General features: G+C 62.3%; 10 protein-coding genes. 4 read left to right on the forward strand and 6 right to left on the reverse strand.

Annotated elements, in window-relative coordinates; genetic code table 11:
• The 6 genes from QT222_RS15755 to cbiT form a co-directional block, all read right to left on the reverse strand.
• A partial coding sequence (locus QT222_RS15755) for an SAM-dependent methyltransferase (RefSeq protein ID WP_491477703.1) occupies positions 1 to 485 on the reverse strand: 485 nt, incomplete at its 3' end.
• Between the two features lie 2 nt (positions 486 to 487).
• The gene (locus QT222_RS15760) at positions 488 to 1,339 is read right to left on the reverse strand and encodes a precorrin-3B C(17)-methyltransferase (protein WP_004056383.1); all 852 of its coding nucleotides are present in this window, start codon (positions 1,337 to 1,339) and stop codon (positions 488 to 490) included.
• Positions 1,336 to 2,304, reverse strand: coding sequence for a cobalt-precorrin 5A hydrolase (gene cbiG / locus QT222_RS15765; protein ID WP_491477704.1), 969 nt, complete (start codon positions 2,302 to 2,304; stop codon positions 1,336 to 1,338). The genes QT222_RS15760 and cbiG overlap by 4 nt, the downstream gene beginning before the upstream one ends.
• Entirely contained in the window at positions 2,301 to 3,140 is an 840-nt protein-coding gene (gene cobM / locus QT222_RS15770; RefSeq protein ID WP_004056381.1) for a precorrin-4 C(11)-methyltransferase, read from the reverse strand. Before cobM ends, cbiG begins: the two co-directional genes overlap by 4 nt.
• Positions 3,137 to 3,844 carry a cobalt-factor II C(20)-methyltransferase gene (locus QT222_RS15775; RefSeq protein ID WP_491477705.1) on the reverse strand — a complete coding sequence of 236 codons (708 nt, stop codon included), beginning with the start codon at positions 3,842 to 3,844 and terminating at the stop codon, positions 3,137 to 3,139. The genes cobM and QT222_RS15775 overlap by 4 nt, the downstream gene beginning before the upstream one ends.
• Entirely contained in the window at positions 3,844 to 4,401 is a 558-nt protein-coding gene (gene cbiT / locus QT222_RS15780; protein ID WP_049917384.1) for a precorrin-6Y C5,15-methyltransferase (decarboxylating) subunit CbiT, read from the reverse strand. Before cbiT ends, QT222_RS15775 begins: the two co-directional genes overlap by 1 nt.
• Before the next feature lie 165 nt (positions 4,402 to 4,566).
• Between cbiT and QT222_RS15785 the strand changes: the two genes are divergently transcribed.
• Genes QT222_RS15785 through QT222_RS15800 form a run of 4 tightly spaced genes read left to right on the forward strand, consistent with a single transcriptional unit; the run spans position 4,567 to position 6,704 of the window.
• Positions 4,567 to 5,229, forward strand: coding sequence for an energy-coupling factor ABC transporter permease (locus QT222_RS15785; protein ID WP_004056378.1), 663 nt, complete (start codon positions 4,567 to 4,569; stop codon positions 5,227 to 5,229).
• Entirely contained in the window at positions 5,226 to 5,498 is a 273-nt protein-coding gene (locus QT222_RS15790; protein WP_004056377.1) for an energy-coupling factor ABC transporter substrate-binding protein, read from the forward strand. Before QT222_RS15785 ends, QT222_RS15790 begins: the two co-directional genes overlap by 4 nt.
• Positions 5,482 to 6,246: a cobalt ECF transporter T component CbiQ gene (gene cbiQ, locus QT222_RS15795; RefSeq protein ID WP_491477706.1), complete on the forward strand. Its 765-nt coding sequence runs from the start codon at positions 5,482 to 5,484 to the stop codon at positions 6,244 to 6,246. The genes QT222_RS15790 and cbiQ overlap by 17 nt, the downstream gene beginning before the upstream one ends.
• Positions 6,243 to 6,704, forward strand: a complete 462-nt coding sequence (locus QT222_RS15800; RefSeq protein ID WP_491477707.1) for an energy-coupling factor ABC transporter ATP-binding protein — start codon at positions 6,243 to 6,245, stop codon at positions 6,702 to 6,704. Before cbiQ ends, QT222_RS15800 begins: the two co-directional genes overlap by 4 nt.
• Positions 6,705 to 6,884 lie beyond the last annotated feature (180 nt).

Consider the following 6,884-nt stretch of genomic DNA (forward strand, 5'->3'; position numbering starts at 1 on the left):
TTTCCGGCGAGCGTCCGGGCGATTGCCTCTTCGGTTCGGGAGACTTCACCGCACATCGGCGTCGAGTAGATGTCCTCGGCACCTTCCACGATGTCGTCGGGGAGAAGTTCGACGTAGGTCGTGTAGCCGACGATGTGCTCAGCATCTCGGAGCGTTTCTTTCGCCAGCGACGTCATCTCGCTCGGGCGACCCGGTCCGAGACCGACTGCGACGAGTTGGCCCGGTTCGCCGTCGAAGTCGTCGACGGTCGCCTCGACCTTCTCGTCGGTCTGTTTTTTCTTCGAACTTCCGCATCCGGAACTCGACGAGGACTTGGATTTGGAGGAACCGCCGCACTTCGAGGATGAGGAGTCGGTCGATTCAGTTGGCTCAGCCGATTTGCTCGACTTCCCGCCGCATTTCGAGGTCGTTTCCTTCGTCTCTTCGGTCGAGTCAGTCGTCGTTCCGCCGCACTTCGATTCGGTCTCTGTGTCTGTTTCGCTCATGGTTAGAAGTCGTCGACGTCGCGCCCGCCGCGGGGCGTGACGAGGTACGTTTCGTAGTCGTTACTCCACGGTTCGGTCTCGTGGGTGCCGATGAGAATCGACGTTCCCATCCCGCCGACGTCCTCGTCGTGGGATTTCGCGTCGCCGAGGGTCGTAATCGAGAACGTCTCGTCGTCCAGATTCCGCCCCGATTCGCCGCGACCGGCGTCGTTGAAGATGCCGACCGGAACGTCGTCAGCGCGTTCTTCCCGGACGATGTCGATGGCGCGGGTGTAGTTTCGCCAGCAGTTGTACAGCACGATGACGAAGTTGCTGATGGCGGCCGCGCGCAGTTTCTCCTCGATTTCGTCCCATCCACGCCACTTGTCTGACAGCGAGATGGTACAGAAGTCGTTCGACAGCGGCGCGCCCATCATCGCCGCGCCGCCGAGTGCCGCGGTCACACCGGGAACGATTTCGATGGGAACGTCCGTCGCGTCGTCGGCGTCGGCCATCGTGAACACGAGGTCGGACTTGCCGTAGACGTTCGGGTCGCCGCCGGAGACGTGCGCCACGTCCTCACCCTCTCGAACGCGCTCGAAGGCCTCGCGGGTCAGTTCGACCTGTTGGCCCATCGAGGAACGGACGACTTCGGGCCCCTCGTCGCTGTCTTCGGGCGGGAGCGTGTCGTCGTCGCGGAGGAACTCCTGATACAGGTTCGACGCGACGACGCAATCGGCAGTCTGGATGACCTCTTTGGCGCGCTGAGTCATGTGCGCGGGGAGGCCGGGGCCGATGCCGACGACGTAGAGCGTGCCGTAGTCGTCAGGGGCTTCTTCGCGGTCGCCTGTCGTCGTCGCTGCGCCTTCGCTCATCGTCCCACCGCCACGGTCACCGCATCGTCGTAGCGCTGTTTCTTCACGACGAGTTCGTGGTCACGGCCGCCGGCAATCGCGCTCGCTTCGGCGATGCCCGGCCAGCCGATGAGTTCCTTCGACCGCGACGGGGTCGGGCCTTCGAACTCGGTGAGCGTCTCCTTCTCGAAGTAGACGACGCCCGCGCCGATTTCTTGGGCGGCGTCGAGCATCCCGGGTTCGTCGGCCTTTCGCGTGCCCGTCGCAACGAAGTCAACGTCGTCCCACGTGCAGTCGGCGTCGTCGAGCGCTTGCTCCCACGCGGTCAGGAACTGCTCTTTTTTCGCGCCGGAGACGCTTCCGGTTCCGAGGACGACCCCGTCCTCGCCGTTTCGCTTGAGGACGGTCACGTCGTCGTCGACGAGAACCGCCTTCGGTCCGTCGAGTCGGGCAACCGGTCCGAGTTCGTCGTTGAGGACGGCGAGGTTCGTCGCAACGGTCGAATCGCCGTTGACGACGTGCGTGTCGAGCGCCTTCGCCTTGCTCTCGACACCCTGTTTTCCGGCCGCCTCGGAGGCGGTCGTCATCGCCGGAACAGCGCCGAGTTTCGAGAGGTCGTAGGCGACCTGATTCGCACCGTGGGGTCCGCCGGTAAGCGGGATTGCCCACGTTAGTTCTTCGTCGACGACGACGACCGCCGGGTCTTCCCACTTGTCGTCGAGGAGTCCGGCGGTCTTTCGCATGGCGATACCGCTCGCCATCAGGCCGACGAAACAGTCGTATTCGCCCCAGTGCTCAGCGAACACGTCGCCGTGGTAGGTGAGGATGTCTATTCGGTCGTACTCGTCTGCGAGGTCGCGCTTGATTTCCTCCGCCGTGTCGAGTTTTCGCTCGAAACTGACGATGCCAATCTCGCGTGCGACCTCGCCGTCGCTGTCTGGCGTCTGACAGTGGCCACTGCCAGAGTCTGTCGAATTATCGCTCATTGTGCATCACGCTCTTGTTCTGAAGAATCGTTTTCGTCGTTCGGCGCGTCTCCCCCGCGGGCCCAGTCGCCGTAGAGGAATGACCGCTCGTAGTCCGAGCCAGTGATAGCGTCACCAATCATCACGAGTGCCGAGGCCCGGTAGCCGGCTTCGGACACTTTCTCGCCAATCGTCTCGATGGTTCCTTCGATGATATCCTCGTCCGGCCACGAGGCGTGGTAGACGACGGCGACCGGCGTGTCGGGGTCGTGTCCCTCGTCGAGCAGTCGGTCCATCGTCTCTTCGACGGCGTGCGTGCCGAGGTAGATACACACCGTCGTGTCGCCGAAGCCGACGAAATCACTGATGTGGTCTTCCTCGGGAGAGAGCGTCCGGCCCTGTGGCCGGGTGAAGACGACGTGGTTTGCGACTTCGTTCAGCGTCAACTGAGTTCGGAGGGTCGCGCTCGCGGCGAACGCCGACGTGACGCCGGGAACGAGATACGTCGGGACTCCTTCCTTCGCCAGTGCGTCCATCTGTTCGAGCGCCGCGCCGTATATCGCCGGGTCGCCGCTGTGGAGTCGGACGACTGTTCTGCCCGCCTCGTAGGCGTCGGCCATCAGCGGAATCAGCTCTTCGAGGTCCTTCCCGACGCTGTTTACCTGCTCGGCGTCCGCACAGTACTCGTCTAAGAGTTCGCTGTTCACGAGCGACCCAGCGTGGACAACGAGGTCCGCTTCTTCGACGAGGTTCTTTCCGGCGACCGTGAGCAGTTCAGGGTCGCCCGGTCCGGCACCGATGAAGGGAATTCCCTCGTTGTCGGTGAATCCGGTGTCTGCGTCTCCGTCGGCCGTCACGCTGACCCCTCCGAGTCCACACCGTCGAACTCCGCGGTCGCAACGTCACGTTCGAGACCTTCGCGCTCTGCGTACGCCAGCGTGTAGTAATCGCGCTCTTCGATTTCCTTCGGGTCGGACGTGACGAGCGTCTCTCCCTGTTCCATGAAGAGTCGGCGGCCGAACTTCACGTCGTAGCCAGCGTCCGTCAGTCCCTCGTGGGTCGCCACGGCGTCGGTGACTTTGAACAGAATCATCCGGTCTGGGCCTGTCGGTGCCGCCCCGTTTGCGGCCTCGCGAAGCGAGAGTCCGGTTCCCGATTCGATTTCGACGCCGAGTGCGGTGGCAAACGCCGTCATCGCACTCACGCCAGGGACGACTTCGAGTTCAACCTCGGGGTGGAACGCGGCGAGCGTCCGGCGGAGGTGTCCGAAGGTCGAATAGACGTTCGGGTCTCCGAGCGTTACGAACGCAACATCGCTCGATTTCGCTTGTTCTGCTACTTCTGCGGCCGCCTCCTTCCATGCACGACGCAGTTCGTCCGGGTCTCGCGTCATGGGGAAGTCGAGGTCACCGATGCGCGATTCCGGGACGTGATTCAGTGCAACTGTCCGCGAGAGTCGACCCGGCGAATAGACGACATCGACCGATTCGAGGATTTGCTTTCCTTTGACGGTCACGAGGTCGGCGTCACCGGGGCCTAATCCAACACCGTAAACGGTCATCAGTCCAGCCCTCCGGCGTCACGCCGCCCGACGATAACGTAGACGGGGTTGTTCGACCGGAAACTCGTCGCACCGGCGAGTTCGTAGCCGTGACTCACCTGCATCTGGACGACCTCCGAGAGCAGGTCCCGCTCGCGGAACGCTTCGATAGCCGCGCCGGTCGGTTCGACGCGGGAGACGTTCATCACGATTCGGTCGACGTCGGTGTCCACGGCGTGGTCCAACACCGCCTCGAAGTTTCGACTCCCGCCGACGAACATCGCGTCTGCGTCATCTGGAAGGCCGCTCGGCGCTTCTGCTTCGCGAAGCGTCACGTCGGCGTCGTAGTCGTTTGCCGCGAGGTTCTTCCGGGTCACCTCCAGCCGATTCGGTTTCCGTTCGACAGCCGTTACTCGTTGGACTCGTTGTGCCGCTTCGATGCTGACCGAACCGGTACACGACCCGACATCGACGAAGTGGTCAGTCGGGCGCAAGTCGAGTTTTTCGAGCGTGACGGCTCTCACCTCTGGCTTTGTGGGTCCTGCCTTGGCGTCGTGAGGAAGCGTTACGCGTGGCATTCGAGTCTACCATCCCGACGGCGCTTAAAAACAATTGTGCTTGTAGTACACCAATTCTGATTTCACAACATCGTTGACGGGGTTATTAAACCTGAGTTGCGCTAAGACAACCAAAATTGATTTATGACCTCGTTCTCGTCAACACGAATACGGAGCGATTCACTGATGCACATCATGGAAGGGTTCCTTCCACCGTTTTGGGCAATCGTCTGGACCGTCGTTGCCCTCCCAATCGTCGCGTACGGTGCCAAACGAACCCTCACGGCTGTGAAGACAGACACCAGAACGAAAGCACTCATCGCCATTGGGACGGCGTTCGTCTTCGTCCTCTCGGCACTCAAACTGCCGTCGGTGGTGGGAAGTAGCTCTCATCCGACCGGGACGGGCGTGATGGTCGTCCTGTTCGGTCCAGCAGTGACCGCATTCGCTGCGACTATCGTCCTTCTGTATCAGTCGCTACTTCTCGCTCACGGCGGACTCACGACACTCGGTGCGAACGTCACGGCGATGGGAATCGTCGGCCCGTTCGTCGGTTGGGCCGCATATCGGTTGGTTCGTCCGCACCTCTCGCTCGAACAGGCGACGTTCGTCGCTGCGGTCCTCACTGACTGGGTGACCTATCTCACCACGTCAGTTCAACTTGGGTTGGCGTTCCCCGGCGGAGAGGGGATTGCTGGCGTCGTTTCATCGACTGTCGATTTCGCGGCGGTGTTCGCCATCACACAACTTCCGATTGGAATCTTCGAGGGACTCATCGCGGCGGCGCTCGTCGGCTATCTCGTCCGCGTCGGCTCGATTACGAAAGACCGACTGGGGGTTACAGCATGAAGCGACCGCTCGCAGTCGGCGTCTTGGTCGTCTTTGCTATCATCCTCAGTACGATGGCAGTGGCTGGACTCGGTGCGACAGACGAGCAGGCGGTTGCGACTATCGAAGACAAAGCCCCGGACTACAGTCCGTGGGCGAGTTCCGTCTGGTCGCCACCGGGTGGGTATGGTGAACTGGCGTTGTTCGCCCTCCAAGGCGGTGTTGCGGCCTTCGTCCTGGCGTACTACGTTGAGCGCCTCAGAGACGGGACACATGCACCGGACGCTTGAGCGAATTCAGGCCGATGCGACCCCCCTCGTCGACGGACCTGTAAAAGAGTACTTCGTCCTCCTGTCATTGTTGCTGACTGCGACGAGCGCCCGGTTTTCGTCGTACGTGGCCGCGATTGTCGTCTTCTCGCTCTTGACGGTCCACGCCGTCGGCCGAGCGTACGTCACGTTCCTCCAGTACCCGATTTGGTTCCTGCTGCCCAGTCTCGTCCTGATTGCCCTCGTCACACCTGGTACGACGACAGTCTTCGAGTACTGGATACTCCACATCTCCGAGGAGGGTCTCCTCCTCGCCACGAAGACCGGATTGCGCTCTATAGCATCGCTTTCGGTGCTCTCGTTTTTGGCGCTCACGACGACTGTTCCACAGCTCGTGTCCGCGTTGCGGACGCTGGGACTCCCCGACCCACTTGTCGAGATGCTGCTTTTGGTCTACCGCGGCATTCAGGTGCTCGTCGACGAGTCGATTCGGCTGTACACCGCTGCGAAACTCCGCGGCGGATTCACCTCTAAACGTGCGACGTTCCGGACGACCAAGCACGTCGCTACTTCGTTACTGCTAAGCTCACTCGACAGCGCAGAACAACTCGATTTATCGATGCGTTCGCGTTGCTACGACGGCGTGTTCCCGGTCCGAGACTACGATAGCCGCGGTCACACGTATGCGCTGGGTGCCCTCGCGCTCTTAGTATTCGTCCGGTTTGTGGGTACTCCCTCCGTATTCGCTCAGTTCGGGGGCATACTGTGATTCGGACTGTCGACCTCCAGTTCGGCTACGACGACCGGGCTGTCCTCCGCGGTGTCGACTTCCGCGCCGAGTCGGGCGACGTAACGGTCTTACTCGGCCGAAACGGTGCCGGAAAATCGACGCTCCTCAAGCATTTCAACGGGCTGTTGGAACCCGACGATGGTCGTGTACTGGTCGATGGCGACCCGGTCCGATACGACGACGACAGTCTCACTGACCTCCGGCAGACGGTCGGCTTCGTGTTTCAGGACCCCGATGACCAACTCGTTGCTCCGACAGTCGGACAGGACGTTGCGTTCGGGCCGATTAATCTCGGAAACGACTCGGAGGACACCGTCGAGTGGGCGCTTTCCCGCGTTGGACTCGACGGCTACGAGGACCGCCTCTGTAGTCGCCTGAGCGGCGGCGAGAAAAAGCGGGTCGCACTGGCGGGTGTGCTCGCGCGGAAGGCCGCCTAACTCCTCCCTCACGAGGCGACCGCCGGGCCTGCCCGGCGCGGCCCCCCGGCGCCCCGCGGGGTGGGTTGCGGACTCACCGGCGCAGGGAATTCCGCCGTCGGTTCCGCGGCCCATCCCCGCCTCGCCGCCGCCGGTGGCGAGTCGCTGTCCCTTCTGAACCGCGGGGGGGTTGGTCGCCCG

This window comes from Haloferax sp. s1 (assembly GCF_058382125.1).